Origin of the sequence: Pelagibacterium lentulum, from assembly GCF_003992625.1 — a bacterium.
Lineage (GTDB): Bacteria > Pseudomonadota > Alphaproteobacteria > Rhizobiales > Devosiaceae > Pelagibacterium > Pelagibacterium lentulum.
The window spans coordinates 188,222-213,134 of record NZ_RZMW01000048.1 but is presented as its reverse complement, the minus strand read 5'-3'; the positions used below and the strand labels follow the sequence as shown (position 1 = coordinate 213,134).

Below are 24,913 nucleotides of genomic sequence, written 5' to 3'. Positions count from 1 at the left end.
GCCTAATCCTGCCGCGTACCTTTGAACCCGCGCGCCACCAGGTAGGTCTCCGCTGAATCGGACCGGCTGGCAGGTGGTTTTGCGTGAAAAGTCGATGTAAAATTGCGCTTGAGCATGCCGAGGATTTCATGCTCGGTGCCGCCTTGAAAGACCTTGGCGATAAAAGTGCCGCCCGGCGCCAGAACGTCGAGCGCGAAATCTGCGGCGATTTCGACCAGCGCGATAATCCGCAAATGGTCGGTCGGCCGGTGGCCTGTAGTCGGCTCAGCCATGTCGGATAGAACGATATCGGCCTTGTGTCCGCCAAGCGCTGCGATGAGCGCCTCGGGAGCGTCGTCCTCGGTAAAGTCCTTTTGCAAGAGCCTGGCCCCGGGAACAGGGTCCATCTCCAGATAATCAATGCCGATAACGGTCGGGTTTTCCGGGTCGGACTTGACCGCCTTTACCGCAACCTGGCACCAGCCGCCCGGCGCCGCACCAAGATCGACAACACGCATACCGGGCTTGAGCAACTTATATTTTTCGTCAAGCTCGATAAGCTTATAGGCCGAGCGCGCACGATAGCCTTCGGCGCGTGCCTTGGCAACATAGGGGTCGTTGAGCTGGCGCTGCAGCCAGAGGGTCGATGAGGTTTTGCGCTTGCGTGCCGTCTTCACGCGGGTTTTCAGGTCGCGCTCGCCCCGGCGGCCGCTCCCCTTGCCGGTTGGTTTATTTGGCATTGCGCATGCCTCCGCGTCTTGTACGGCGGTTGCGTGCGCGCAGCCACACCCTGTCTTCCGACATCATGGTCACCAGAATACCTTCGCGCAAACCACGATCTGCGACGCGAATACGTTCGCATGGCCATTCGCGGCGGATTGCCTCAAATATGGCGCAGCCGGGGATTACAAGATCCGCGCGCTCACGCCCGATACAGGGATTGGCCATGCGGCGCTCATAATTCATCGACAGCAGCACGCGCATGGTCGCGTCCACATCCTCAGCGCGCATCCATAGCCCATCGACCTTGGACCGCTCATAGCGCTCAAGCCCCAGATGAAGGCCTGCAAGCGTGGTTACAGTTCCCGACGTACCAAGGAAATGCAGTGGATGGGACTTGAGCATCTCGCGCAACTTGTCCCGCCCGCGGAAATGGCGCAACTGATCGCGCACATGGGACACCATGGCCTCGAAAATCTCCGGCGTCACGTCGATGCCGCCGAACTTTTCAGCGATGGACACCACACCCACGGGAAGCGATTGCCAGGACCGGATAGAGGCTGCCGTCTTGCCCTGGTTCTTGGGGCGCCCGCCACGAAAATCGAGCCAGGCCAGCTCCGATGAGCCGCCGCCGATGTCGAAAAGCAGTGCACCGGGTGCTTGCGCATCGATCAGATCGGCGCAGCCGGTGACAGCGAGTTGGGCTTCGGTCTTGCGATCCACGACCTCAAACTGCAGCCCGGTTTCCCGCTTAACGCGACTGAGAAACAAGGCCGAATTTTCCGCCGAACGGCACGCCTCGGTTGCGATAAGACGCGCCTTCACCCCATCGTGGAGCGCGAGCTTGTTGCTGCACAGCTTGAGCGCTTCGATGGTGCGTTTCATGGCCTGTTCGGACAAGCGCCCCGATTGGGACAAGCCTTCGCCAAGCCGCACAATGCGCGAAAACCCATCAAGTACCCGAAAGCCGTTTTCGGATGGGCGCGCAATCAAAAGGCGACAGTTGTTTGTGCCAAGATCTAGGGCGGCATAGGTCGCGACGCGACGCTTTCGCCCTTCCTTCGCCAGTTGAGCGGGAGTCCGCCTTTGGCCTGTATTGGGCCCATTACGGGCCTTTGCGGCAACCTCGGCGCCACGCAACGGCTGGCTTTCGCCAGCGGCGCGAAGGCGCGATTGATCGCCCGCAACAGGCGCGGCAACGGACCGATCGATATCGGTCAAGATTCTTTATCTCCAGCCTGCCCGGTCACATGTCCGAAGCATTGTGCCACCAGCAAAACCAGAGGTTCTTCCCGGCGGCAAGTGCCCGACGCTTTGCGCCCCTGGCAGAATTGTTTCAGTTTCGACGTCAAGTGTAGAGCAAGGCTGCCCACCGCGCAATCTTTGCGTAGCAACGACTTACTCGGCGTCAATGTTCTCTTAACCCTGGAGCCATTGTTTCGCCACTTTGCTGCAGTTTATCCAGCGCCCGGCAGGGAGGGGCGCAAATACAAGGGACCTCTCCGGCTGCGAGTGCCTGATAGTCCTGCGAGGCGCTCCAGACTTGCCAAGACGGAAATTCGTCCGTTTCCGCCGTGTTGTTGGAACACGCGCATTTTCCATTGCGCAAGGGATACACTTGATTGACCCGATAGTGCGCACAAAGCAAATGTGGGATTAATTTGACTGTGTTACGCGTATTCTTGATTGCTGCTGTTGCAGCAGTGTCCAGCCTGTCTTTGCCCAGCGTTTCGATCGCTCGCGACGCGCAAACCGTTATCAATGTGATGATGGCCGAACTGGGTAACCGCCGCCCGTCGGGATGTCCGGGCCGCTGGTGCGCCTGCTACATGGATACGGTGCTGGTGCGCGCCGGACTTCAGCCTCGCGGTTCCAATCTTGCCCGCGACTTTGCCAATTATGGCGCAGAGACTGAACCGGCAGCGGTTGGGTCAATCATGGTGATGTCAAATCACGTCGGGGTTGTTGTCGGCGAATGCGAAAACGGTCAGGTGATGATCGTTTCGGGCAATTATTCCAATCAGGTCGCGCTTGGCTGCTATAATGAAGGCCGCGCCATCGCCTGGCGCGCGCCGATCTGAGCTGAGCCAAATAAAAGAACAAACCGCACATGAGTTGCCATTTATAGGCTTGAAATCGCCATCATGTGCGGCTAAACAGGCGCCAGTTCGCAGGCGGCCCTGACCGCTCGGCGCTGCTGGGGAATAGGTTAACGGTAGACCCACGGACTCTGACTCCGTTAGTCCTGGTTCGAATCCAGGTTCCCCAGCCAATTCTTTTTCCGCAATAAAATCAGCGTCTTAAAAAGGCCCCGCATCCGCAGGTTGCCCAGCACCATTCAGGATTTGATTGATCATATATCTGACTCGAGCTACCGGCGGCTGGTAGCAATTCTATTGCGCATAACAGCGGCTGCTTTTCCCGCAGACACCAGCTTTCAAGAAGCTAGGGTTTCTTTTCGATCAGCGTAAGATTGCCGAAGAAAGCTGCTGGCGACGGCCGACCCGGAGGGTCGATACGACGGGGCCAGCCCAAGTGGGGGCATAGCCCTCCACTTTTTCCGATGCTGTTCAATCGTACCGGATGCGCGGATCGAGCACTGCATAAAGCAGATCGGTGATCAAATTGACCACAATGATCATGCCAGCGGTGAGCAGCAATATCCCCTGGATCATCGGATAGTCCCGGCGCATCACTGAATCCACGACCAGCCGACCAATACCGGGAAGGTTGAACACCACTTCGACAACGGCCGAGCCGGCCGCAAGCGATCCCACGGCAAGGCCGATGATGGTCACGATGGGGTTAAGTGCATTTCCAAAAGCATGCTTTCCCAGCACCACCGGCACCCTGAGCCCCTTGGCTCTGGCCGTCTGCACGTAGTCCTGCCGCATAACTTCAAGCATGGAGGCGCGCGTCATCCTCGCAATCAGCGCCGCCTGGGAATAGCCGAGAGTGATGGCTGGAAGAACCAGACTGCGGAACGCTTCCCACGGATTGGCCGTATTGAAACCCTGTGCAGGCATCCAGCCAAGCGTTACCGCAAACATCAGAACCAGCAACATGCCTAGCCAGAAATTGGGCATCGAGACGCCCACAAATACAAAGACCGTAGCGAACTTGTCCACCATGCCGTTGGGACGAAGGGCGGAAAACAGACCTACCGGAATACCAATGGCAATCGCGATAACGAGCGAGAAAAATGCCAGCCAGAGGGTCACAGGAAGAGCGGCGAGAAAACCTTCCAGAACGGGCCGGTTCTGATGGAAAGATACACCCAGATCGCCCTGCAATACCTGCCCGAACCAATAAACGAAACGCGTTGCAATGGGCTGATCGAGTCCGAGCCGTTCGCGAACCCGCTCGATTTCCGAGGGCGGAGCATCCGCTGACACATAAAACATCGCCGGATCTCCCGGCGAAAGCTGAACAAGAAAGAACGCAATCGCGCCCACAATCAGCACAATCGGAATGGTCCCCAAAAGGCGACGGATCAGATAGGAAATCATAGTGCAATTCTTCCCGGTTCGTGCGGCAGGGCCCAATCTGGTTTGAGGGCCCTGCCGCCAGATTCAAGCTCTACCTACTGCTCGCGCCACACATTCCAGAATGCAGCCGTGCTGTCATTTTCAGCAATGTTGCGCAGGTCAGACCTGGCGCCCATAATCACGAACACGTCGCCCATCCACATCTCGTTGTTGAACTCGGCGTGCAGGTCGTAAAACGCCGAGGCGACGGCTGCGCGCTCGTCCTGGTCCTCGAGATTGACGGCTTGCTCAAGCAATTCGTACCAACCATCAGGGATACCCGGCCAAGGCTCACCGTTGCGGTCAACCCCGCTGGAGTCAAGATAGGCCAGCCCTACAAGCGAACCGCCACCGGCACCTTTGATATCCCACGCATTGAGGTCGCGCCGCACGGTTCCGAATGTGGCGCTATCGAGATTTTCCATGCGTACATTCAGGCCCAGATCGCGCATGTACTGGTCCATGGCCGGGGCCATTTCAGGACCAGTTGCGCCACCCGGAACAACGAGAAATACGATTTCCTCGCCCTGATAGCCAGATTCCTCAACAAGCTGCTTTGCCAGTTCCATGTCCACGGGGAAGTGGTGCGATTGATCCACCCATGGCCATTGCGGCTCCTGGAAGCGTGGCGTGTTGTTGGCGCGCCAGTACTCGTCCGGACCGAACCCCCACATCATTTCTTCGGTATCGATGCCGGCCCGTATTGCGTCACGCAACAAGGGATAGTCTGCAAACACACGGTTTGCGACGTTGAACTTGAAATAGACACGGTTGCCCGGAGCCGTGGAGACTATATTCACATTCGGATCGTCGATTAACCGTTGCGCTTCATCGCCGGGCACTTGCAGGATCAAGTCGACCTGCCCTGCCAGCAACGCAGAAACACGAGTGGAATGATCGACGATGTTGATGACATTGATCTCATCAAAATATGCGCACCGTGGGCCGGCATTGTAGCTCGCCTCCCCTTCATGCATGGTATAGGCATCAAAGCGCCGCAACGTCGTGCTGACTTCCGGGATAATTTCATGCACCATGTACGGCCCTGAGCCGACAACATGCTCTACCCGATCGGCGCGTTCGGTTCCTAATTCCTGTGCAATGGAAGCGGGCATGATCGCCCAGCTTCCCGACATGGCGGCGATGGACTCAAGCAGAGCGCCATAGGGCTTGCTCAGATGAACGGCAACCGTTCCGGCATCGATCGCTTCAACCGACTCAACATCAGAGAGCTCGAAATTGCGCGAACCGACTTGCTGGAAACGCTCCCACGAGGCCACGACGTCATCCGCGGTCAGCGGATCACCGTTATGGAAGGTGACACCCTCGCGCAGGGTAAATGTCCAGGTCAAAAGATCGTTGCTGATCTCCCATGAGGTCGCAAGGGCAGGCTGGGGCACAAGATTGGCATCGAGCGCAACGAGTTGCTCATAGACGGCATGGCGCGGTGCTGTTGGCTCCTGAGTAATCATCATCTGATCCAGGGTCACGAGCGGCAGCGGGCTCGCGACGTTCAGAGTACCACCGTATTGCCCTTCGTCGCAGGCAGCCTGCACAGCACCACCCCAAACGGCAGTCGCCATTACCGCCGCGGCAAGCGCGCTTCTGCGGGCAAAGTGTCTCGATCTTTTCATGATAACCTCCTTTTTATTGCGTCACACCCTCATGTAACTGCGTTTCATAATGCGGATATAGACCGCAAAGCGCAAGGGACTTATGTAATAAAAATCCGAATTTAACGGAAATTCCGTTGAATTTACCCTCGCTTCGTGAAACAATTATGCAATTTGTGTACCTAAATTACATTACGCAATCGCTCGAACTACACCGCGACCTGAGACGCCAGCACCTGATCCCAATGCCAGCACCGAACTGACTGATCGTTCGACGCATTTTCGAGTGGCGGCTCGTGTTCCCGGCACTTCTGACTGGCAAAGGCGCAACGTGGAGCGAACCGGCAACCCTCCATGTCCTTGAGAGCAGCCAGTGTCGGGACCAGGCCGGGTATGGCGGAAAGTTCGCCGCGCTGCGTGGTCAGGTTTGGCGTCGATCGCATAAGCCCAAGTGTATAAGGATGGGCGGGAGACGCAAACAATGTGCGGACTGGTGCCGATTCCACGATCCGCCCCGCATACATTACTATGACGCGGTCAGCCATTTCAGCGACGACGCCCAGATCATGTGTGATCATAAGGACAGCCGCTCCGGTTTGATCGCGCATGTCGCGCATCAGTTCCAGAATCTGCGCCTGAATCGTGACATCGAGTGCGGTTGTCGGTTCGTCGGCAATCAACAGCGCGGGATTGGCGAGCAGCGCCATTGCGATCATTACGCGCTGGCGCATGCCGCCGCTCAGTTGATGGGGGTAAGCCTTGAGCCGCGACTCGGGATCGGAAATCCCGACACGCTTGAGCATGTCGAGCACCAGTGCCCTGGCCTCGCGCTTGCTCGCCTTGGTGTGGCGCAGGATCACTTCGGACAACTGGTTTCCCACATTCAGAATGGGATTGAGCGCTGTCAGCGGCTCCTGAAAGATCATCGCAGCACGGTCGCCTCGAACATCCTCGATCTCCGATTGACTCATTTCCAGAAGATCGTCGCCATCGAGCAAAATACGCCCTCCCACGATCTCGCCGGGCGGATTTGGAACCAGCCGCAAGAGCGACAGAGCCGTCACGCTTTTGCCGCAGCCGGACTCTCCCACAAGCGCCACGGTTTCCCCAGCGTGGATATGAAAGCTGACGCCATCGACCGCCTTGAGAACGCCGGCCCGGGTGATAAAATGGGTCTCCAGGTTTTCGACTTGTAACACCTTGGCGTTGTTCTGATCTTGAGAACCGAAGCCTGTTGCAGAGTATGTCATCTGTTATTCTCCATGCGCGGATCGAGCAGATCACGCAGCCCGTCACCGAGAATGTTGAGGCCCAGCACCGAAATCATGATGAAAATTCCGGGAAAGGTGGTCATCCACCAGGCATTGTTCAGGAAGGCCCTGCCATCGGCCAGAATATTGCCCCAGCTTGGCGTTGGAGGCGGCGTTCCGGCGCCGATATAGCTTAACCCAGCTTCTGCAATGATCGCCAAAGCGAGAATGAAGGTCGCCTGCACCATAAGAGGCGCAAGGGTATTGGGCAGAATATAGCGGAGGATGATCCTTGTATCGCCTAGCCCGATAGCCCGCGCCGATTCCACGTAGGTCTCTTCGCGCACACTAAGAACCTTGCCACGCACCACACGGGCGGTATGAGGCACAAAACTCACGGTCAGAGCTATGATGACATTTTGCGCACTGGCGCCCAGCGCCGCAATGATCGCGATTGCCAGTAGGATCGACGGGAACGTCATGACGGCATCCATGAAGCGCATCATGGGGCCGTCCATGCGGCGATAATAACCGGCAATCAGCCCGATCAACGTGCCAAAGAACGTCGAGAGAATTACAACCGCACTGCCGACCAGAACCGAAATTCGTGCTCCGTAAACAATACGGCTATAGACATCCCGGCCGTTGTTGTCCGTACCCAGCCAGTTATCAAAGCTGGGCGGCAGCAATCTATCACTCATGCGCACCCGCAACGGATCGTGCGTCGCGAGCAGCGGCGCTGCGATGGCCAGGATAACAATGAACAAGACCAGTGCCCCGCCAAACAGGATACGGCCATTCAGCCCATAAAGCCGATTGAGCAAACTGACCCGTTTGCTGGTTTGCGCTGTTGCACTCACATTGGCCTCCCCATTCTGCATTTGGGCCTTGCGTCGATACTGTTGCTGACCCGATCCGGGTTACTGGCCTGCCGCCGGTACATTTGGCCCTACTCCCTTGAGATCGATTTTTTCGGCGAAATGGCACGCAACCTGGGTACTTGTGCCATCGGGGGCGGCGATCGGGCGCAATTTGGGCGTCTCGACCCGGCACCTGCTTTCGGCAAACTGGCAGCGGGGATTGAAAGCGCACCCCGGCGGCGGGTTTGACGGACTGGGCACATCGCCCTCAAGGATCACTCGTCCGGCCCGCTCGAGACTAGGATCCGGAACCGGAATGGCAGAAAGCAGGGCGGATGTGTAGGGATGGCGCGGAGCAGCGAACAGCTTCGCCGTCTCGGCCATCTCGACAATCGAGCCCAGATACATGACCGCAACGCGATCGCTGATGTAGCGCACGACACTCAAGTCATGGGAGATGAACAGATAGGTCAACCCATTGTCGCGCTGCAACTGCGATAGCAAGTTGAGCACCTGCGCCTGGATTGATACGTCAAGTGCGGAGATCGGCTCGTCGCAAACGATGAATTTCGGTCGTACGGCGAGGCCGCGCGCAATCCCTATCCGCTGACGCTGACCACCGCTGAATTCATGGGGATAACGGTTGCGGTTGGCTGGTGAGAGCCCCACGGTCTCCATCAGACGATCGACCTGCTCATCAATCTCGCTTCGCCCTTTGGCAAGCCCGTGAAACGCAATCGGCTCGGCAATAAGGTTGCGCACCGTCATGCGTGGATGCAGGGACGAAAACGGGTCCTGAAAAATGATCTGCATTTCCCGGCGCATCTCCCGCAACTGACGGCGGTCAAGCTTGCGGATATCCTTACCTTCAAAACTGATATCGCCGCTCGTCGCCTCAAGAAGTCGCAAAAGCAATCGCCCTGTCGTGCTCTTCCCGCACCCGGACTCGCCAACCAGCGCCAAAGTCTCGCCGGATCGGATCGAAAGTGTAACATCTTCGACCGCACGGACTTGCCCTACGACTCGGCGAAGCACACCGGCCGTTATGGGGAAGTATTTCTTGAGCCCCGTGACGCGTAGCAGCTCGTCGCCAGACTTGCCCGGCATCTGCCCCATCGGGTTTACCTGATGTCCCTTTTCGATCAAAGAATCTCCTCCACCATGCCTGCGCCCCGCATGTAACTACATTTCATATAGACGTGAGAATGCCTCCCGTTCAAGTCAAAAATGTAACTGCATTACACATTGATCACATTTGCCAGGCGTGTATCGAACCACTCCCTCAACATAAAGCGTAGCATTGGTGCGCGTTCGGCGCACCTGCCCCCGCGCGGACAGCCGCACAGCGCTATACTCAAAATCACCCCTGACTCGTTCCGCCTTATCAGCATGCGGGGAAACATGGACACGTGAATGAGGGCAATCCGTACCCCGTTCTCTCCCCCACTAACCGCGAACTAGGCTTGGGAAATCTTATGAAATGCGCTTCCAAACGCTCCCGCTGCCAATTACCGCCTTGCCGGAAACGGCAAATTGGACGCCTTTGCATGTGGCCGGCAAGCACAGCTCCCAGCCCTATCGCGGCGCGATGAATCGGCCCTGAGTAGCGAAAATGTGTTGGTCCCGCTCACAATCGAGGCACAAAGGGCATTCATGTAACTTAACTTCACCTGGCCGTCCCACGAAGGTGCTGAAGCCAGCGCAACATGTAATCCGACTTCGTATACAAAGAGCAGTTCCGCGAATTATGCTGGAAGATTCCGGCGTTTCATGTCACCTATGTAGCTTAGTTTCAAGCTAAGGGACAATAATGAGTCAGCCGATCTCAACCAATGCGCGCCGCCCGCACCTGGGCGATCGCGGGCGCGCCGAGGTAGCCGACGTCATCTCTGCTCTAGAGCGCCGCGACGGCAAACTGCCGGCGCGCGAACAAAAGGTCGCCGACTATGTTAAGACACATCTGGGCGATGTCAGTACCATGACGATTGCCCAACTTGCTGGCTTGGCCGGAGTTAGCACGCCGACTGTCGTGAGATTTTGCCGCTCGCTTGGCTGTGATGGATTCCGCGAGTTCAAACTGCGCCTGGCTCAGAATCTCGCCGTCAGCCTGCAATATCTCGATGCCAATCTCAGTCATCATCCGACCGGAACCGAAGCAGCCATAGATAATGTGCTCTCGGGCATTTATGCGTCGGCCAATGTCATGCGAAAGCAACTCGACCATGCACAGATGGAAGCGGCAAAGACAGCAATCCTCGATTGCCGGCAATTGGTAACTGCCGGGCTTGGTGGAGGATCTTCGATGGCCGCGGCCGAAGCGGCCAATCGCTTATTCCGGCTGGGTGTTATCGCCAGTTGCGTAAATGATAGCTACATTATGCAGATGCGCGCTGCCACGCTTGGCAACGCGGATGTATTGTTGCTATTTTCCGCGGTTGGCGAGACCGACTCTGTTATAAGTGCTGCCAAGATTGCCCGCAGCTACGGCGCTGCAACCATCGCCATCACCCATTCGGGCTCTCGACTGGCAGCTGCGGTTGACATCCCGATAACCATTCATCTGCCCGAAGATCCCGATATATTCAAGCCGACCGCCATCCGCTACGCCTTCATGATCATCCTTGATGCCCTGGCGCTTGCCGTAGCTCGCGACCGGCCGGAACACACCAGCGAAAACCTTCGTCGGCTGCGGGCGTCATTAACGGCATATCATGGCCGGACCGGCCCGCAGCCTCTGGGCGACTGAACGGGACGCGCCTGGAGCAAATCCGGATTAATAGACGGGAATGCAGAGCGGCCGTTGGTGGACGGGATCGGTAATGACGCGCGCGCTAATTCCGAACACGTCTGCAATCGTTTCTTCGTTCATAAGAACGCCGGGCGCGCCTCTCGCAACCATCCTGCCCTCCTTCATGAACACGAGCGTATCTGCATGGCGCGCCGCAAGGTTGAGATCATGAAGCACCAGGATGATCGTGCGCCCATAAAGTGCATTGAGATGGGCAACGAGCTTTAGGCACTCGATCTGATGGGCCATGTCCAGGTGATTGACTGGCTCGTCAAGGCAGACAATGCCCGTTTCCTGCGCCAAGACCATTGCAATCCAGACGCGCTGGAGCTGCCCACCGGACAGTGAACCAATACGCCGATGCCGCAAATGGCTGACGCCGGTGCCATCCATCGCGCGGGCAATCGCTTCGCCATCCAGCGCATTCCAAGGCTGCAGCATCGACTGATGCGGATAACGCCCCAGACGCACAAGATCTTCTACAGTCATGTCTTCGGGCGCCGACGGACTTTGAGCCAGCAATCCGATCTGCCGCGCCAGAGCCTTGTGCCCGATGCGCGCGATATCGATGTCATCGATAAGCAGCCGCCCCGCCTGTGGCCTGTGAAGCCGCCGGATGGCGCGCAACAATGTCGACTTGCCGCAGCCGTTCGGGCCTGCCAGCACGGTGATCTTGCCTTCTTCAATGGGCAGCGACAAAGCGTCGATGACTGTCGTCTGATCGTAGCTTAGCGACAACTTATCAATATGAACGGAAGTCTTGGTCAAATCACCCATTGTGAGCCTGACTGCGCATGAGAAGATAAAGGAAATAGGGAGCGCCCACGATTGCAGTCACTGTACCCGCCGGCACTTCAAGCGGAGTGAACAGCACGCGGACAACGAGATCGGCACCGATCAGCATAATGGCGCCAATAAGAATACTGCCCAGGAGTGAAGCGTAAACATTGCGTCCCACCATCAATCGCGCCAGATGCGGGGCAATCAACCCGATAAAGCCAATGCCGCCGACAAAGGCCACGGCACATGCCGTGAGAAGGGCTGCGAGAGCAAAAATGCCGAGGCGGTAAACGGGCAGATCAAGCCCGACGCTACGCGCTGAGCTTTCGTCAAGGTCTGCTGGGGGCAGGCTCCGGATTGCAATGAGAACGAGTATGAGGACCGGGATGAGAACGGCTGTAACGATATGGATTTCGTTCCAGCTTGCCTCATTGACAGCACCCGCAATCCAGCGGGCTGCTTGTGTGGTCCGGTAAATCGGCCCGACAATCATCAGCACTACGGTTATTGCCTTGGCGATGGCGGCGATGGCAATGCCGAACAAGAGCAGTCTAATAGCGGATACCGATTGTCTTCCTGCCAGGCCAAAAACCAGGCTGATCGCTGCAATGGCGCCCAAAGCCGCTGCGAGCGGCTGATATGTAATGGGGATCGAGAGCTGGTTGCTCTCGTTGGAAAACAGGGTCAGCATCAGCACGACGCCAAGTGCGGCACCATCGATTACCCCCAGAACCGCGGGCGATGCCAGTTCGTTGCGCGTGATCCGCTGAAGCAGGAAACCGGCAGCCGCAACGGCGCCTCCGGCCAAAGCCGCCAAAACGACACGCGGCAACCGCAGATTCATGATGATGATCGTCTGCGTTCTTTCGCCGAGTCCCGCAAAGGTTAGGGCAACCTGTTCGGGCGGTATCCAAGTGGAACCGAACGCGACCCCGAGCACGAGGCTTGCCAAGAAAAGCAGCAATAGTGTCGAAAGCAGTAGTGGCATTCGGGCGCCGGGATGAGCGAGACTTATCATGCCGCACGCCTCTTCAAAAGCGCAAGAAGCACGATACCGCCGACAACGGCGGTGATAGCGCCCACCGGCGCTTCCGAAGGATAGATCACGAACCGCGCAGCAATGTCGGCCAGTGTGACATAGATCGCGCCAACGAGCGCTGCCACGATCAGTTGGCGGCGGTGCCGCAACCCTGCAAGGTGGCGCGCGGCATGAGGCACAACGAGTCCCACGAAACTAACCGGCCCTGCCATCGCGACAGCCGCGCCCGTCAAAAGGGAAATGGCAACGAAGGCCCCTGCCCGAACAAGCCCCAGCGGCACCCCCACGCCCGCCGCTGTCGTGTCATCGGCCTGTAAAGCGTCAAGCGCCGGAGCTAAAATTGCGGCCAGAACGGCCCCGGCGGCGACAAAAGGGATGCCGTTGGCAACAAGTGAGATCGGCCTATCGACGACGGCCCCGGCCAACCAGAACAAAAGCTGCTCGAAGACGGCTTCGCGGGTCGTCAGGATGACCTCGACAAACGCATGCCCCAGCCCCGCAATGGTGACACCGACCAGAACGATCTTGACGGGCGAAAGGCCGCCTGCCCCGGCTGCAATTCCAAAAACCAGCAATCCCGCGGCCAGCGCGCCAAGCGCCGCCGCAAGCGAAAGTCCAGGAAGGGACGTCACCCCCAAGGCAAAGCTCGCAAGAACGACAGCCAGCGATGCACCTGCATTGAGTCCCAAGGTATCGGGTGAAGCGATGCGGTTGCGGGCAAGCGTCTGGACGACAACCCCCGCCATTCCCAAAGCCGCTCCGACCAATGGAGCCATAAGCGCACGGGGCAATCGCAGATTGGTAATGACAATGGCAGCCTCGCTGGCATCGGGCCGACTGAATGCTGTCCATATCTGAAGCGGTGAATAGGCTTTGAGACCGATCATCAGGCTGGCCGCAATGGCAAGCGCAAGCATTGCCGAAAGCGCTACATAGATGACTGGCATCCGAAAGGTGCGATCGGGAGCGGCGTGCGCGGTCAAAGCTATGGTGGTCACGGGCGAACCTTAAAGTGGATATTGACACTCACCATTTAATGGGTGCATCTGCAAATCATTTTCTGACTAACAATGTCAAGTTAAAGGTGCTCCGATGCTCAACTTCCGCTTTACTCTTGCCGGGCTTGCGCTGGCCGCTCTTATGTTGCCTTCTGCGTTACAGGCGCATGAAGTATCCCATGCAATGGGAATCACTGACGTCCCGGACAATCCGCAGCGCGTTGTGGTTTTGACCAACGAGGGAACCGAAGCGGTTCTTGCACTTGGCATTACCCCTGTCGGCGCCGTGCGGTCATGGCTGGGCGATCCCTGGTACGATCACATCGCCGAGGCGATGGCCGATGTTATGGTTCTCGGCGAGGAATCGGCGGTCAATCTTGAATTGCTGGCAGCACTCGAACCGGACCTGATTCTCGCCAACATGTCGCGTCAGGAAGGCATCTATGAGCAGCTTTCGGCGATTGCACCCACAGTTGTCTCAGAGCGGTTGCGCGGCGACTGGCGGATCAACTTCACCCTATATGCGGAAGCGCTCGGAAAGTCGGAGGACGGCGCGGCGGTTCTCGCCCGATATGATGCCCGTATTGCCGATCTGTCCGAAGCTCTCGGCGAAAGCCTCGAAGAAGAGATCTCACTGGCGCGCTTCATGTCCGGCCAGACCCGCATGTATTACAACGACACCTTTGCCGGTCTCGCGCTCAGGCAGCTTGGTTTTGCAAGGCCTCAAACCCAGGACAAGGAAGAGTTTGCCGATGCGATTACAAAGGAGCGCATTCCCGAACTCGAAGGCGACCGACTGTTCTACTACGTTTATGAAACCGGCAACGATGAAGGCAATGCCCAGGCGCAGGACTGGCTGAACGATCCGCTCTGGCTTGCCCTGGATGTTGTCAAGAATGGGAACGTACATCCGGTATCGGACGCCATCTGGAATACCGCCGGCGGCGTGATCGCCGCCAACCTCATGCTGGACGATATTGCCAGCATTTATGGCGTTCAAGACTGACAAGGTTCCGCAATTGCCGCATGGCCACCCTGAGCTGGGTGGCCATCGCCTTGCTGTGCAAGTGCGCTTTGTTACGCGCTGATCAACCCCGAACGCGTCACCCCCTTTCCAGAGGGCATGGTGGACGGTAATGACAGTGAAACTGGGTTAAACCAGATCGTTGAAGCGAGCTTTCCCCGTCTGGCTAGCGACGGCGTGCTATGGGTTAATGCGATATATCCGCTCAGCGTTGCGATGCAGCAGCTTGGCCTGCTCATCCTCCGATGCACCGGCAATCAGTTGCCGCGTGGCCGTAACCCAGTCCGTCAGCGACGCTGTGGTGGTGCAGACCGGATGGTCACTGCCCCAGACCACACGGTCCCAGCCGAACGCCTCGATTACGTGTTCGACAAAGGGGCGTAGCGTTTCAACGCTCCAATCCTTGCCAGCATAGGCGATGACGCCAGAAATCTTGGCAGCGACATTGGGGCGGCGCGCCATGTCGGTGATGTAGGCCCTCCACGGATCGAGCGCTTGCGCTTCGACATCGGGCACACCGCAATGGTCGAGAATGAACTGGGTGTCGGGATGCGCGTCGGCCAGCGCCATGCCCAAGGGTAATTGCCGGGCCAGGAGGCATAGATCAAAGCTCAGATCGTGACGCTTCAGATGCGTCAGATTTTCCACGAAAAGCCGCGTTTGCGATACTTCATCAGGCACCACATGCAATACGCGACGAATACCCTTTACATTCCCGATTTCCATCAGGCGTTCGAGTTGTGCAGGAAAGTCCTTATTCTCAGGCCGAGCCGACGAAATTGCGCCGACGACGAATGGGTCAATGCCTGTCACAAAGGCAGTTTCGGCTTCGATGTCGCTTTCAGCCACATCGACTTCCATATGCAGCGCCGACTCAATGTCCAGCCCGCGTGCCTCGGCCAGATAGCTCTCGAGCGTGAAGTCATTATCCAGACCCCCTGCTCCCTTGACCCATGGATAGGAAATCCTATCGCGATAGATCAGATGCAGATGCGTATCGAGAATGCGCATATTTCCCCTCCCGGTTTGACACTTGTTGCTTTTGCACCGCCCTATAGAGTTGCAGCGTTGACGGCACTAACATGTCATGATTACATACGAATTAAAGTTTCATATATGCACAACAGTGTAAAGTCATCGCGCGCCGCATTCGGGAGGAGCATCGATCGTGCAGGCACAGGCAAATCTTTCAGGCTGACGGTCTGTGCGAATTTGGCTGTCATTCTCCTTACAATATCGCGGTTGTTTTACGCTGGTGCGCGAACCAGTTCACAGTCAAAGGCATAAAAGATGGGAAGACTTGAGGGCAAAACAGCCTTGATAACGGCCGCGGCGCAGGGAATCGGCCGCGCTTCGGTCGAACGATTGGCGCAGGAAGGTGCGCGTGTCATTGCCACCGACATCAATACTGCCGCTCTCGCCGAGCTTGAAGGCATTGTAAATGTGACAACGCGCAAGCTCGATGTCCTGAGCGCACAAGATGTTGCCGCTGCTGCCAGTGAAATCGGCCGGATCGACATTCTCTTCAATTGTGCGGGCGTGGTTCACGGCGGCACAATATTGGAGTGCCCCGATGCCGATATCGAATTTGCCTATGACCTCAACGTCAAGGCCATGATCCGCACCATAAAGGCGTTTCTGCCTGCCATGCTCGAACATGGCGACGGCACGATCATCAACATGTCCTCAGTGGCCTCGTCGGTTAAAGGCGTGCCGAACCGGTTCATCTATGGCACCACAAAGGCCGCTGTTATCGGCATGACCAAGGCTATTGCCGCTGACTATGTGGCGCAGGGGATTCGGTGCAACGCGATCTGCCCCGGCACGGTGGATTCCCCGAGCCTGCAGGAGCGATTGCGGGCGCAAGGCGACTATGAGCAGGCGCGCGCTGCATTCGTTGCACGTCAGCCCATAGGACGGATCGGCACACCCGAAGAAATCGCCGAACTGGTACTGTATTTGGCTACGGCCACCTATACGACCGGACAAGCGCTCAATATCGATGGCGGCTGGACCATCTGACACGATCGACGCTCGATTTCACATCATCTGAAAATGTTCTGAGGAAGAAACATATGAAACTGCTTCGCTACGGGGCCAAGGGCTCGGAAAAGCCAGGCCTGCTCGATGCTGACGGCAATGTGCGCGACCTTTCCGGTATCGTTGCCGATATTTCCGGCGACGCACTCACTCCTGAAGGGCTTGCGAAGCTGCAAGCAATCGATCCGGCGAGCCTTCCGCTTGTCGAGGGCAAGCCGCAAGGCGGCTTGCGCGTTGGCCCCTGCGTGGGCCAAGTCGGAAAATTCATCTGCATTGGCCTGAACTATGCCGACCATGCCGAAGAATCCGGCCTTCCTGTTCCGCCTGAACCGGTGGTGTTCAACAAGTGGACCAGCGCGATCGTCGGCCCCGATGATGATGTTGAAATCCCGCGCGGCTCAAAGAAAACCGATTGGGAAGTCGAACTCGGTGTCGTGATCGGCAAGCCGGGTCGCTATATCGCGGAAAAGGACGCCCTCTCGCATGTGGCAGGCTATTGCGTTGTCAATGACGTGTCCGAACGCGAGTTCCAGATCGAGCGCAGCGGCACCTGGGACAAAGGCAAGGGCTGCGATACGTTCGGCCCTATCGGCCCCTGGCTCGTGACGGCGGACGAAGTTACCGATCCGCAGAACCTCAAGCTCTGGCTGGAGGTCGATGGCAAGCGCTATCAGGATGGCACAACGGCGACCATGGTGTTTACGGTTGAAAAGATCGTTTCCTATCTCAGCCAGTTCATGAGCCTGCAGCCGGGCGACATCATCTCCACCGGCACACCTCCAGGCGTTGGCATGGGCCAGAAGCCCGAGCCGATCTACCTCAAGCCCGGACAGGTGATGACGCTCGGCATCGAAGGGCTGGGCGCACAGCGCCAAAAGGTCGTGGCTGCTCAATAGCGGTTACAGTCTGTACGACTCCGAACAATTTTGCTTTAGAAATTACCGTAACCCGCAAGCGCTTCGCTTGCGGGTTATTTCTTTCACTAACATTTTTTAATATATATATCAATATGTTACGTAAAAACCAGGCAGAACCATGCACTGTTGACATAGCACGCGCCTATCGTTACGAATGTTCGATAATGAACATTGTGCATCGCCTAGAGGCATGATGATCAGTAATGCTCACGCCCAGGCGCCGGGGAGGTCGATAGACATAGCGGTGATTATTGTGGATTGTGAGTAACGAGGAGCGCGCCGAATGCGAGGCGCAGATTTAGAACCGGGAGGACATTGCTTATGTCATTTGCTTTTACCCGCCGTGGACTGATGGCTTCCGCCGCTGGCCTGGCCCTTTCCGCCGCTGTCGCAGGCACAGCTCTGCCTGCCTTTGCGGATACCGTCACCCTGCGCATGTCCGCAGTGCAAACCCCAACCGACGTCCGCTCGGTCGTGATCGAAGAAATCTTCGCGCCGGCTATCGCGGACTTCGCGACCTATGAGCCACACTATAACGGGACGCTTTTCCGCCAGGGCACCGAACTTGAAGCCATTGCTCGCGGCAACCTCGAAATGTCGATCACCTCGGCGCAGGAGCTCTCCAACTACTTCCCCGAGTGGAGCATGTTCACCTCCGGTTATCTGATGCGTGACGGTCGCCACCAGATCAACGTGTTCCAGAGTGATATTGGCGAGGAAATGTACCAAATTGTCGAGGACGCGATGGGCATCAAACTGCTCACCGTGATTTATCTCGGCCAGCGCCACGTAAACCTGCGTGGCGACCGTGAGGTGACTACACCAGAAGATCTTTCCGGTGTCATCCTGCGCATGCCCGACGCCGACTCCTGGCAGTTCCTGGGGCGGGCCCTCGGCGCAAATCCGGTGCCTATGGCTTTTGGCGAAGTTTACACCGCACTGCAGACCGGCGCCATCGATGGGCAGGACAACCCCCTGCCAACTGTACGTGACTCCCGCTTTTATGAAGTCACCGACCAGATCGTTCTGACCAGCCACCTTGTGGACATGAACTTCCTTTCGATCAGTGCCGATGTCTGGAACAGCTTTACGCCGGAACAGCAGGACGTCATGCAGCAGGCTGCCTATGACGCAGCGGAAGAGATCTACGTACGTCAGAGCGGACTTGAAAACGAGTTGGCAACGTACTTTGAATCCCAAGGGCTTCGTGTTTACACGCCTGACGTCGATGCGTTCCGCAGCCACGTACAGGCCCTTTACCTTGATAGCCAGTATGCTCAGGACTGGCCTGAAGGCATGGTAGATCGGGTTAACGCGGTTCCCGGCGAAGAATAAGACATGAAGCTGCGGTCCATTTCCAATTGGCTGCAGAACAGAGCAACGGACGTGGCGGTGGCAATGCTCACCGTCATGTTCCTGTCGTTCATACTGCAGATCTTTTTCCGATACGTGATGAGAAACCCGTTGGGGTGGACACAGGAAATCACCCTGACCATGTGGCTATGGCTGGTTTTCTGGGGCGCAGCCTTCATGCTGAAGGACCGGGACCATATCAGCTTCGACATTCTATACTTGGCCGTCAGCCAGAAAGTCCGGCGCATTTTCGCGCTGGTTTCGGCCGTGGCGCTTGTAGCTGGCTTCGTCGCTTCACTTCCCGCAACCTATGACTATGTTGAGTTCATGTCGATCCGGCGCAGTTCGTCCCTGCGTATACGTCTTGATATTGTCTTTTCCGTCTATCTGATTTTTGCCGTTGCGATCATCGCGCGCTATAGCTTGCGGGCCTTTTCCCTGGTCCGCGGCGCTGACCCCGATGCAGATGCCGGGCCGGAGCCGAAAGTATGACCTTACCGTTTTTTCTCTGCCTGCTGACCTTGCTCTGCCTGGCAGCAATCGGCACGCCGATCGGGCTGTCCATGATCGTCAGCGCCGTTGTCTATCTGTTCATGCGCGGCCAGGATCTTGGTCTTGCAGCAGAGCAGATCCTGCAAGGAATCTATTCGAGCTTCATCATTCTTGCGGTGCCGTTATTTATCGTCGCTGCCAATATCATGAACGCCGGCACCGTGTCGGAGCGGCTGCTAAATTTCTGTATTGCGCTTGTGGGCCGGTTCCGGGGCGGGCTCGGACACGTAAACGTCGTCGCCTCGCTCATCTTCTCGGGCATGTCCGGCTCGGCGGTCGCCGACGCAGCCGGTATCGGCAAAATTATCATCGACATGATGACCAAAGCCGGGCGCTACGCTCCGGGCTATGCCGCTGCGATCACTGCCGCGTCGGCGACGATTGGCCCCATCATTCCGCCATCGATCCCGATGGTGATGTATGCGCTGGTTTCCGATACGTCAATTGGCTACCTCTTCCTTGCCGGCATTGTTCCGGGACTGCTGATGGGCGGCGTTATCATGACGATGAACGCCTATATTTCTCACAAACGCCAGTTCGCGCTGGAAGATCCGGTACCACTTCGCGAATTCCCGCGCGTCACGTTCCGCGCCTTCCCTGCTCTCTTGATGCCGGCCATTCTGCTCTACGGCATTTATGGCGGCGCCACGACACCCACAGAAGCGGCAGCGGTAGCAGCAGCCTATGCGCTTGTTCTGGCGGCGCTCGTATATCGCGCCCTGTCGTGGCGCGCGCTTTACAACCTCATGGCCAACAGCGCCCGCGACGCGGCCTCGGTGGGTCTGATCATTGGCGCAGCCCTGATCTTTAACTACATCGTGGCGAGCGAAAACATTCCGGCCCAGATTTCCGGCCTCCTGGCAGATCTCGACATTCATCCGCTCGTCTTTCTTCTGGCAGTCAATATTCTTCTGCTTGTGCTTGGCTGCCTGCTGGATGCAACGACGATCATCCTGATCATCCTGCCATTGTTTATCCCGGCCTGCCGCTTGCTGGGCATAGATCTCGTGCATTTCGGGGTTGTGGCTGTGGTAAACTGCATGATCGGCCTGATCACACCGCCCTATGGGATTTTACTCTTCGTTATCAACGGGGTAACGGGCATTCCATTGGGCCGGATCATCGGTGCCATCTGGCCGTTCTTCTTTGCGTTGCTCGGTGCGCTGGCGGTCATGATCCTCAGCCCCGACCTCGTGTTGTGGCTGCCAAGACAATTTGGATACCAAGGATAAATCCATGTCGACTACTTCCAATACGCCGTCCAAGCCTGTACGGCTGCGCGAAATTCTTGGGCTGAGCTGTGCCATGCTCACGCCTTTCACCAAGGCCGGCGCCATCGACTGGCAGCGTTTTGGCAGCCATGCGAGCAATCTGCTGGCTTCGGGCGTGAAAGCCGTGACGGCTTTTGGCACGACAGGCGAAGGCATTTCGCTTTCACGCGCTGAACGCGCTCCGCTTTATGCCGAGTTTGCCAAGCATGGTGTTCCGGCCGACAAGATTGTCGAATGCGTCTATGGCCCCTCCTCCCAGGATGCAGGCGATCATGTTCGCGCGGCACTCGATGCCGGTTGCGCCGCAATTCTTTTGACGCCTCCCTTTTATTTCAAGGGGCCGAGCGAGGAAGGTGTCTTCAACTGGTTCTGCGAGGTCTTCGACCGGGCCGGCGAAGGTGTGCGCGACATCATCGTCTATAACATCCCCAGCCTCACGGCCGTCACTATTACCCCTGAACTCGTCTCCCATTTGCGCCAGCGCTACCCGGATGCAATTGGCGGGGTAAAGGATAGCTCGGGCGACTGGGACCAGACACAGGCCTTTATCAAAACCCATCCCGATCTTGCCATTCTGGTTGGCCACGAAGGCTATCTCGCACAGGCCATCAAACTGGGCGCCAGCGGCTCGATCAGCGGTCTGGCCAATCTTGCGCCCCAAACCATGGCGAAGCTTGTCGAGGGCACCCATGAGGCGGTTATCGATGAAGCGCTCGACGTCATTCTGTCGCGCCCAATCGTTCCTGGCCTCAAGGTTGCGATGGTTGCTCAGACCGGCGACCCCGAATGGGCTCGTGTCCGCGCACCGCTGGTTTCATTCACCGACGCAGACGACATCGCGCGTTGCAAGGAGCTGGCTGGTAAACTGGCCTGATCCTGAAAAATGCTCAGCATCCTCACCATAACAGGCCCGATCTTCATTCTGATCGGGCTTGGTTTCGGCGCTGTGCGAGGCAAGGTTCTTTCCAAGCCCGACATGCGTCCGCTGAGCCTTTTCGTTCTGCACTTTGCAGTACCGGCTGTGGTGTTCAGGACGGTTTCCAGCCGTCCGGTCTATGAGGTTTTCAATCCCGGCTTTATCGCCGCATATACACTCGGCTCATTGGCGGTCTTCTTTTTCGGCCTGTTCATTGCGCGCGCGGTTCTGAAAAAGGACCTTTCCACTGCAGCGATCATGGGGCTTGGCGTATCGCTCTCCAACAGCGCCTTTATCGGCTATCCGGTCGCGGCGGGCGTTCTGGGCGAGCAGGCCGCCTCTATCCTGGTTCAGTGCATGATCGTAGAGAACGTTCTGATGATGCCACTGGCTCTCGCCTTGGCGGAAGCCGGCTCAGGCAAGAATAGGCGCTGGATCGCCATGCTCTCCGATACGGCACAAAGGTTGGCCCGCAATCCGATAATCATTGCCATGCTGCTAGGCGCGATTGTATCGATGGTTGGCTTTGACCTGCCTGAGCCGATCACAGTTTCGGTCAACATGCTCGCATCCGTCGCCGCGCCGGCCGCGCTGTTCGTGATCGGCGGAACGCTGGTCGGATTGCCGCTCAAGGGAATGGCCGGCGACGTATCCAAGATCGTGTCCGGCAAATTGCTGCTCCATCCTCTGCTTGTTTTTACAGCACTTTGGTTCATGCCGGGCATACCAAACGAAATGATGATTGCCGGGGTCTTGTTCGCAAGCGTGCCCATGCTTTCGATCTATCCAATTCTTGGCTTGCGCTACGGGCTGGATGCCTTGTGCGCGACCAGCATGCTGGTAGCTACAGTCGCCGCATTTTTCACAATCAGCGCCCTCATCTTCGTTTTGACGATGATTGGCGCCACAGCCCAATAAAAGGATATCTACCATGCACAAGCCATTGGAAGGCCAGATTGCCATTGTTACCGGCGGCGCACGTGGCATCGGACTCGCCATAGCGAGAAAACTGGACGCGCTGGGCGCACGGGTTTCGATATGGGACATCAACCCCGATCTTTTCGACAGGGATAAAGCTGGTTTTACGCCCGGTGCGCTGCGCGCCGTCGACGTTTCCAACTTCGAGAGCGTGACCAATGGGTTTGCTGCCGACGTCGATGAGTTTGGCCGGGTCGACATCATGGTCAACAACGCCGGGATCAACGGCCCGGTAACGCCGAGTTGGGAATACAGCCTTGAGGATTGGGACCGGGTTATTGCGATCGATCTCACGGCCGTATTTTACTGCTGCCGGACCGCGATTAATCACATGCGCGAAAAGGGTGGAGGACGCATCGTCAATGTGGCTTCGATGGCGGGCAAGGAAGGGGTCCAGTTCATCTCCGGCTATTCGGCCGCGAAAGCTGGTGTGATCGGCTTCACCAAGGCCGCAGCCAAGGAACTGGCACAAGACAATGTCTATCTGAACTGCATCGCGCCAGCGATGGTCGAGACAGAGCTCTTTTCCGAAATGACCGAAGAGCATATCCGCGCATCGAAAGCGAAAATCCCGATGGGCCGCTTCCTGCAAGTCGAGGAAATCGCATCGATGGTCGGCTTTATCGTTGGTCCAGAGTGTACCTTCACCACCGGTTTCGTGTTCGATCTTTCCGGCGGCCGGGCGACCTATTGATGTTTCCTCTCGCGCTTGCTCATCTCACGGCGCTAGACCTGCCGCCCCCTGCCCTTGTGCAGGCCGCAGCAAAAGCTGGCTTCGCCAAGGTCGGCTTGCGGCTGCATCCGGCGGCGCCAGGGGCTATCGAGTACTATTCGGTGCCTGGAACACCAGACTTCGCGGAATTGAAGGCTGTGCTCGACGGCGAGGGGATCCGCATCCACGATATTGAGATTGTATCGATTGGGCCCGGCTTTGCTGCAACCGATTATCTCTATTTGCTGGAGGCCGGTCAGGCGCTAGGCGCGGCCACGCTCAATGTATCGGGCGACGATGAAGACAGAAGCCGACTGACAGACAATTTTGCCGCTCTTTGCGAGCAAGCCCGAACCTTCGCCATGCGCGTGGATCTGGAGTTCATGCGCTGGCGTGCCATCGGCACGCTGGAGCAGTCCGCCGAGATCGTCACCGACGCCAATGCTGGAAATGGCCGCATATTGCTCGACGCGCTGCACCTTTTCCGTTCCGGAGGCAGTATCGAAACGCTCAAGTCAATCGACCGGTCGCTGATCGGATCGATACAGCTTTGCGATGGCAGGGGCCCGATACCTTCCGGCGATGAGGCCGTTATCTTTGAAGCGCGCCAGAACCGATTTGCGCCTGGCGATGGCGAATTACCCCTGAAAGAACTTGTTGAGCATCTGGCCGATCTTCAAGGCCTGCAATGGGGTGTGGAAACGCCAATGCTCGACACACCAGCACCCGATTGCATTGCCCGTGGCCATGCAGGCGCATCAGTCCTTCTTGGCCGTTTTTAGCGATACTCGGTAGAAAACCCATCGTCGAGTTTCGTATCGAGCCTGCCTAATACCGCCAGCAGGATCTCCTGTTTACGGGCGCGGCAAACGGCAGGCGATTTCATATCGATATCGAAAATGGCAGAAAAGGTTGCCTGGTTCGACACATTGAAAAAGCTCAATGCGGTAATCGTCATATGCATTTCAACGGCGGTACATGTGCGGCCGAAATAGCCGTTCTCGTAACCTTTTCTCAAACATTTCTCGATCCGCTGCGTCAGCGGAAAATGAAGATTCTTGATCTCGTCGGAAGCCGATACGAACCGGGCATCGTTAAGGTTTTCACCCATGACCATCTTCACAAAGGATGGCCGCTCGAAGTGATAATCGAAACAGAACTCAACAAGGTTCTTGATCGACTGCCGCGGATCGTCCTCATCGAGGCGAATGCTCTCTTCAGCCACGCGAATGCCCCTATAGGCATTTTCCAGAACGGCCTTGTAGAGCTTGGGCTTTGAAGAAAAGTAATAATAGATCATGCGCTTGGAGCGCTTGGTTTTTGCGGCGATGGAGTCGATTGTGGTGCCGGCATAACCGTGGCGCGCAAACTGCTCCTGCGCGACAGCCAGAATGTCGGCGCGCGTTTCATCAGGATCGTTTGTTGCTTTCAAACGCACGTATTTGCGCTTGCTTCCGCCCTGCGTGGCCATGCCTTGATCGTTCATCTTGCCTCGATTGCCGCTTCCTGTGCCTCCTTTATCGCCGCACGGCGAACCATTCGCAAGGCAATATACCCAATAAACGTTCGGTTTGGTACATTTTCAAGACCATATTG

The 24,913-nt window shown here is 57.2% G+C and carries 24 protein-coding genes and 1 tRNA gene; 13 read left to right on the top strand and 12 right to left on the bottom strand.

The genetic code is table 11. From position 1 onward, the window contains the following. Positions 1 to 2: 2 nt before the first annotated feature. Both EO133_RS19485 and EO133_RS19480 read right to left on the bottom strand, forming a co-directional pair. The gene (locus EO133_RS19485) at positions 3 to 719 is read right to left on the bottom strand and encodes an RlmE family RNA methyltransferase (protein ID WP_127074311.1); all 717 of its coding nucleotides are present in this window, start codon (positions 717 to 719) and stop codon (positions 3 to 5) included. Beyond that, on the bottom strand, positions 709 to 1,920 hold the full coding sequence (locus EO133_RS19480) for a Ppx/GppA phosphatase family protein (RefSeq protein ID WP_244640750.1): 1,212 nt from the start codon (positions 1,918 to 1,920) through the stop codon (positions 709 to 711). Before EO133_RS19480 ends, EO133_RS19485 begins: the two co-directional genes overlap by 11 nt. Before the next feature lie 446 nt (positions 1,921 to 2,366). On the opposite strand from EO133_RS19480, the gene EO133_RS19475 reads away from it, so the two are divergent. Together EO133_RS19475 and EO133_RS19470 are read left to right on the top strand one after the other, a co-directional pair. After that, a complete protein-coding gene (locus tag EO133_RS19475) occupies positions 2,367 to 2,780 on the top strand; it encodes a hypothetical protein (protein ID WP_127074310.1) in 414 nt (137 codons plus the stop codon). Positions 2,781 to 2,897: 117 nt separating this feature from the next. Further along, a tRNA-Gln gene (locus EO133_RS19470) sits at positions 2,898 to 2,971 on the top strand. A gap of 298 nt (positions 2,972 to 3,269) precedes the next feature. Here EO133_RS19470 and EO133_RS19465 read toward each other — a convergent pair. From EO133_RS19465 to EO133_RS19445, 5 genes are all read right to left on the bottom strand, one after another. Next, positions 3,270 to 4,208 carry an ABC transporter permease gene (locus tag EO133_RS19465; RefSeq protein ID WP_127074309.1) on the bottom strand — a complete coding sequence of 313 codons (939 nt, stop codon included), beginning with the start codon at positions 4,206 to 4,208 and terminating at the stop codon, positions 3,270 to 3,272. Between the two features lie 74 nt (positions 4,209 to 4,282). Then, complete coding sequence (locus EO133_RS19460; RefSeq protein ID WP_127074308.1) at positions 4,283 to 5,860, bottom strand: ABC transporter substrate-binding protein; 1,578 nt, start codon at positions 5,858 to 5,860, stop codon at positions 4,283 to 4,285. A gap of 188 nt (positions 5,861 to 6,048) precedes the next feature. Next, on the bottom strand, positions 6,049 to 7,089 hold the full coding sequence (locus EO133_RS19455) for an ABC transporter ATP-binding protein (RefSeq protein ID WP_127074307.1): 1,041 nt from the start codon (positions 7,087 to 7,089) through the stop codon (positions 6,049 to 6,051). Next, positions 7,086 to 7,949 carry an ABC transporter permease gene (locus EO133_RS19450; protein WP_206513552.1) on the bottom strand — a complete coding sequence of 288 codons (864 nt, stop codon included), beginning with the start codon at positions 7,947 to 7,949 and terminating at the stop codon, positions 7,086 to 7,088. Before EO133_RS19450 ends, EO133_RS19455 begins: the two co-directional genes overlap by 4 nt. A 60-nt stretch (positions 7,950 to 8,009) precedes the next feature. Then, positions 8,010 to 9,056 carry an ABC transporter ATP-binding protein gene (locus EO133_RS19445; RefSeq protein WP_127074412.1) on the bottom strand — a complete coding sequence of 349 codons (1,047 nt, stop codon included), beginning with the start codon at positions 9,054 to 9,056 and terminating at the stop codon, positions 8,010 to 8,012. A gap of 703 nt (positions 9,057 to 9,759) precedes the next feature. Between EO133_RS19445 and EO133_RS19440 the strand changes: the two genes are divergently transcribed. After that, the gene (locus EO133_RS19440) at positions 9,760 to 10,695 is read left to right on the top strand and encodes a MurR/RpiR family transcriptional regulator (protein ID WP_127074305.1); all 936 of its coding nucleotides are present in this window, start codon (positions 9,760 to 9,762) and stop codon (positions 10,693 to 10,695) included. Positions 10,696 to 10,722: 27 nt separating this feature from the next. Here EO133_RS19440 and EO133_RS19435 read toward each other — a convergent pair whose 3' ends face one another. Genes EO133_RS19435 through EO133_RS19425 form a run of 3 tightly spaced genes read right to left on the bottom strand, consistent with a single transcriptional unit; the run spans position 10,723 to position 13,554 of the window. Continuing rightward, the gene (locus EO133_RS19435; protein ID WP_188681884.1) at positions 10,723 to 11,514 is read right to left on the bottom strand and encodes an ABC transporter ATP-binding protein; all 792 of its coding nucleotides are present in this window, start codon (positions 11,512 to 11,514) and stop codon (positions 10,723 to 10,725) included. After that, positions 11,507 to 12,535, bottom strand: a complete 1,029-nt coding sequence (locus tag EO133_RS19430; protein WP_127074304.1) for a FecCD family ABC transporter permease — start codon at positions 12,533 to 12,535, stop codon at positions 11,507 to 11,509. The genes EO133_RS19435 and EO133_RS19430 overlap by 8 nt, the downstream gene beginning before the upstream one ends. Further along, the gene (locus EO133_RS19425) at positions 12,532 to 13,554 is read right to left on the bottom strand and encodes a FecCD family ABC transporter permease (protein WP_244640748.1); all 1,023 of its coding nucleotides are present in this window, start codon (positions 13,552 to 13,554) and stop codon (positions 12,532 to 12,534) included. The genes EO133_RS19430 and EO133_RS19425 overlap by 4 nt, the downstream gene beginning before the upstream one ends. Before the next feature lie 94 nt (positions 13,555 to 13,648). Here EO133_RS19425 and EO133_RS19420 point away from each other — a divergent pair, with 94 nt between their 5' ends. Next, on the top strand, positions 13,649 to 14,560 hold the full coding sequence (locus EO133_RS19420; protein ID WP_127074303.1) for an ABC transporter substrate-binding protein: 912 nt from the start codon (positions 13,649 to 13,651) through the stop codon (positions 14,558 to 14,560). Positions 14,561 to 14,758: 198 nt separating this feature from the next. Here EO133_RS19420 and EO133_RS19410 read toward each other — a convergent pair whose 3' ends face one another. Then, positions 14,759 to 15,589, bottom strand: a complete 831-nt coding sequence (locus tag EO133_RS19410) for an amidohydrolase family protein (RefSeq protein ID WP_127074302.1) — start codon at positions 15,587 to 15,589, stop codon at positions 14,759 to 14,761. A gap of 279 nt (positions 15,590 to 15,868) precedes the next feature. Between EO133_RS19410 and EO133_RS19405 the strand changes: the two genes are divergently transcribed. The 9 genes from EO133_RS19405 to EO133_RS19365 all read left to right on the top strand — a co-directional run bounded on the left by EO133_RS19405 (position 15,869) and on the right by EO133_RS19365 (position 24,099). Next, on the top strand, positions 15,869 to 16,600 hold the full coding sequence (locus tag EO133_RS19405) for an SDR family oxidoreductase (RefSeq protein ID WP_127074301.1): 732 nt from the start codon (positions 15,869 to 15,871) through the stop codon (positions 16,598 to 16,600). 53 nt (positions 16,601 to 16,653) lie between these two features. Next, the gene (locus tag EO133_RS19400; protein ID WP_127074300.1) at positions 16,654 to 17,514 is read left to right on the top strand and encodes a fumarylacetoacetate hydrolase family protein; all 861 of its coding nucleotides are present in this window, start codon (positions 16,654 to 16,656) and stop codon (positions 17,512 to 17,514) included. Between the two features lie 342 nt (positions 17,515 to 17,856). Further along, positions 17,857 to 18,870 (top strand): TRAP transporter substrate-binding protein DctP, encoded by a 1,014-nt coding sequence (gene dctP, locus EO133_RS19395; protein ID WP_127074299.1) that lies wholly within the window; start codon positions 17,857 to 17,859, stop codon positions 18,868 to 18,870. Positions 18,871 to 18,873: 3 nt separating this feature from the next. Further along, positions 18,874 to 19,380, top strand: coding sequence for a TRAP transporter small permease (locus EO133_RS19390; RefSeq protein ID WP_127074298.1), 507 nt, complete (start codon positions 18,874 to 18,876; stop codon positions 19,378 to 19,380). Then, complete coding sequence (locus tag EO133_RS19385) at positions 19,377 to 20,672, top strand: TRAP transporter large permease (RefSeq protein ID WP_127074297.1); 1,296 nt, start codon at positions 19,377 to 19,379, stop codon at positions 20,670 to 20,672. The genes EO133_RS19390 and EO133_RS19385 overlap by 4 nt, the downstream gene beginning before the upstream one ends. Positions 20,673 to 20,676: 4 nt before the next feature. Beyond that, positions 20,677 to 21,585, top strand: a complete 909-nt coding sequence (locus EO133_RS19380; protein ID WP_127074296.1) for a dihydrodipicolinate synthase family protein — start codon at positions 20,677 to 20,679, stop codon at positions 21,583 to 21,585. A 9-nt stretch (positions 21,586 to 21,594) separates the two neighbouring features. Beyond that, on the top strand, positions 21,595 to 22,545 hold the full coding sequence (locus EO133_RS19375; protein ID WP_127074295.1) for an AEC family transporter: 951 nt from the start codon (positions 21,595 to 21,597) through the stop codon (positions 22,543 to 22,545). A gap of 13 nt (positions 22,546 to 22,558) precedes the next feature. Then, positions 22,559 to 23,299 carry an SDR family NAD(P)-dependent oxidoreductase gene (locus EO133_RS19370; RefSeq protein WP_127074294.1) on the top strand — a complete coding sequence of 247 codons (741 nt, stop codon included), beginning with the start codon at positions 22,559 to 22,561 and terminating at the stop codon, positions 23,297 to 23,299. Then, positions 23,299 to 24,099 carry a sugar phosphate isomerase/epimerase family protein gene (locus EO133_RS19365; protein ID WP_127074293.1) on the top strand — a complete coding sequence of 267 codons (801 nt, stop codon included), beginning with the start codon at positions 23,299 to 23,301 and terminating at the stop codon, positions 24,097 to 24,099. Before EO133_RS19370 ends, EO133_RS19365 begins: the two co-directional genes overlap by 1 nt. On the opposite strand, the gene EO133_RS19360 is transcribed toward EO133_RS19365, so the two are convergent. Then, complete coding sequence (locus EO133_RS19360; RefSeq protein WP_127074292.1) at positions 24,096 to 24,803, bottom strand: TetR/AcrR family transcriptional regulator; 708 nt, start codon at positions 24,801 to 24,803, stop codon at positions 24,096 to 24,098. The two genes, EO133_RS19365 and EO133_RS19360, sit on opposite strands and share 4 nt — an antisense overlap. Between the last annotated feature and the right edge of the window lie 110 nt (positions 24,804 to 24,913).

What these genes read in the sequence shown, in the direction of transcription:
- EO133_RS19360 (WP_127074292.1), bottom strand. Translation starts at nt 24,803, where the DNA reads ATGAACGATCAAGGCATGGCCACGCAGGGCGGAAGCAAGCGCAAATAC.
- EO133_RS19410 (WP_127074302.1), bottom strand. Translation starts at nt 15,589, where the DNA reads ATGCGCATTCTCGATACGCATCTGCATCTGATCTATCGCGATAGGATT.
- EO133_RS19445 (WP_127074412.1), bottom strand. Translation starts at nt 9,056, where the DNA reads ATGCCGGGCAAGTCTGGCGACGAGCTGCTACGCGTCACGGGGCTCAAG.
- EO133_RS19420 (WP_127074303.1), top strand. Translation starts at nt 13,649, where the DNA reads ATGCTCAACTTCCGCTTTACTCTTGCCGGGCTTGCGCTGGCCGCTCTT.
- EO133_RS19365 (WP_127074293.1), top strand. Translation starts at nt 23,299, where the DNA reads ATGTTTCCTCTCGCGCTTGCTCATCTCACGGCGCTAGACCTGCCGCCC.
- dctP (WP_127074299.1), top strand. Translation starts at nt 17,857, where the DNA reads ATGTCATTTGCTTTTACCCGCCGTGGACTGATGGCTTCCGCCGCTGGC.
- EO133_RS19430 (WP_127074304.1), bottom strand. Translation starts at nt 12,535, where the DNA reads ATGATAAGTCTCGCTCATCCCGGCGCCCGAATGCCACTACTGCTTTCG.
- EO133_RS19390 (WP_127074298.1), top strand. Translation starts at nt 18,874, where the DNA reads ATGAAGCTGCGGTCCATTTCCAATTGGCTGCAGAACAGAGCAACGGAC.
- EO133_RS19440 (WP_127074305.1), top strand. Translation starts at nt 9,760, where the DNA reads ATGAGTCAGCCGATCTCAACCAATGCGCGCCGCCCGCACCTGGGCGAT.
- EO133_RS19460 (WP_127074308.1), bottom strand. Translation starts at nt 5,860, where the DNA reads ATGAAAAGATCGAGACACTTTGCCCGCAGAAGCGCGCTTGCCGCGGCG.
- EO133_RS19375 (WP_127074295.1), top strand. Translation starts at nt 21,595, where the DNA reads ATGCTCAGCATCCTCACCATAACAGGCCCGATCTTCATTCTGATCGGG.
- EO133_RS19435 (WP_188681884.1), bottom strand. Translation starts at nt 11,514, where the DNA reads ATGGGTGATTTGACCAAGACTTCCGTTCATATTGATAAGTTGTCGCTA.
- EO133_RS19465 (WP_127074309.1), bottom strand. Translation starts at nt 4,208, where the DNA reads ATGATTTCCTATCTGATCCGTCGCCTTTTGGGGACCATTCCGATTGTG.
- EO133_RS19385 (WP_127074297.1), top strand. Translation starts at nt 19,377, where the DNA reads ATGACCTTACCGTTTTTTCTCTGCCTGCTGACCTTGCTCTGCCTGGCA.
- EO133_RS19405 (WP_127074301.1), top strand. Translation starts at nt 15,869, where the DNA reads ATGGGAAGACTTGAGGGCAAAACAGCCTTGATAACGGCCGCGGCGCAG.
- EO133_RS19400 (WP_127074300.1), top strand. Translation starts at nt 16,654, where the DNA reads ATGAAACTGCTTCGCTACGGGGCCAAGGGCTCGGAAAAGCCAGGCCTG.
- EO133_RS19370 (WP_127074294.1), top strand. Translation starts at nt 22,559, where the DNA reads ATGCACAAGCCATTGGAAGGCCAGATTGCCATTGTTACCGGCGGCGCA.
- EO133_RS19485 (WP_127074311.1), bottom strand. Translation starts at nt 719, where the DNA reads ATGCCAAATAAACCAACCGGCAAGGGGAGCGGCCGCCGGGGCGAGCGC.
- EO133_RS19455 (WP_127074307.1), bottom strand. Translation starts at nt 7,089, where the DNA reads ATGACATACTCTGCAACAGGCTTCGGTTCTCAAGATCAGAACAACGCC.
- EO133_RS19380 (WP_127074296.1), top strand. Translation starts at nt 20,677, where the DNA reads ATGTCGACTACTTCCAATACGCCGTCCAAGCCTGTACGGCTGCGCGAA.